This is a genomic window from Pseudomonas sp. B22(2017) (assembly GCF_002113105.1).
Lineage (GTDB): Bacteria > Pseudomonadota > Gammaproteobacteria > Pseudomonadales > Pseudomonadaceae > Aquipseudomonas > Aquipseudomonas asiatica.
Genome location: NZ_NEJN01000038.1, coordinates 1 through 800 on the forward strand (window position 1 = coordinate 1; position 800 = coordinate 800).

General features: G+C 64.9%; 1 protein-coding gene. It reads left to right on the top strand.

Going from position 1 to position 800, the window contains the following annotated elements; genetic code table 11:
* Nucleotides 1-800, top strand: an 800-nt coding sequence (locus tag CAG18_RS25920; RefSeq protein ID WP_256573460.1) for a condensation domain-containing protein, incomplete at both ends; no start/stop codon positions are given.

The window sequence follows — 800 nt, forward strand, 5'->3', positions numbered from 1 at the left end:
AACCGTTCGACCTGGAGCAGGGGCCGCTGCTGCGGGCCAGGCTGCTGGGCCTGGCGGCGGACCAGCACGTGCTGGTGCTGACCCTGCACCATATCGTCGCCGATGGCTGGTCGATGCCGGTGCTGGTCGAAGAGCTGGTGCAACTGTATGCGGGCTACAGCCAAGGCCAGGCGCCGACGCTGCCGGTCCTGCCGATTCAGTACGCGGACTTTGCCGTTTGGCAGCGCAACTGGATGGAGGCCGGCGAGCAGGCGCGGCAGCTGGCCTACTGGACCGAACAATTGGGTGATGAGCAACCGGTGCTGGAGCTGCCGTTGGATCATCCGCGCCCGGCTGTACCGAGCCATCAAGGCGCGCGTTGGCCGATTGAGTTGGGCAATGAGCTGGCGGCCAACCTCAAGCGCGTTGCCCAGCAGCAGAACGTGACGCCGTTCATGCTGTTGCTGGCCAGCTTCCAGACCTTGCTGCATCGCTACTCGGGCCAGGCCGACATCCGTGTTGGTGTGCCCACGGCCAACCGCAACCGGGTCGAGACCGAGCGCCTGATCGGCTTCTTCGTCAACACCCAGGTGCTGCGTGCCGAGTTCGATATGCAGCTGACGTTCGGCGAGCTGCTGCAACAGGTCAAGCAACGTGTTCTGGGCGCGCAGGCCCACCAGGACCTGCCATTCGAGCAACTGGTCGAAGCCTTGCAGCCTGAGCGCAACCTTGGGCACAACCCGTTGTTCCAGGTGCTGTACAACCACCAGACCGAGCTCAAGGGCAGCCAGCACCGCTTGCCGGGCCTGGAAATGTCCGGC